Origin of the sequence: Microbacterium sp. GbtcB4, assembly GCF_019091465.1 — a bacterium.
Classification (GTDB): Bacteria; Actinomycetota; Actinomycetes; order Actinomycetales; family Microbacteriaceae; genus Microbacterium; species Microbacterium paraoxydans.
In genome coordinates, this window is record NZ_JAGXJJ010000729.1 from 1 (window position 1) to 231 (window position 231).

Below are 231 nucleotides of genomic sequence, written 5' to 3' on the forward strand. Positions count from 1 at the left end.
ATCGCCCTGTGGAACCAGGCGGACGGCGGGACGTTCGTCGCCCGCGGGCACGCCCGACCGAGCGGCGCGGCGACGCTCTTCTTCCGCGCCATCGTCGGGGAGCGCGTGCGTCCGCAGTGGGGCACGCAGGTGCAGGGTGCCTTCGAGTCAGCGGAGATCGTGGACTCCTCCTCACCCGAATGGTCAGACGAGACACCGACCAGGGTCCGCGAAGTCCCGATCGTCATCGAT

The 231-nt window shown here is 69.7% G+C and carries 1 protein-coding gene; it reads left to right on the forward strand.

Annotated elements, in window-relative coordinates; translation table 11 throughout:
* A partial coding sequence (locus KVS71_RS19415) for a histidine kinase N-terminal domain-containing protein (protein WP_217585343.1) occupies positions 1-231 on the forward strand: 231 nt, incomplete at both ends.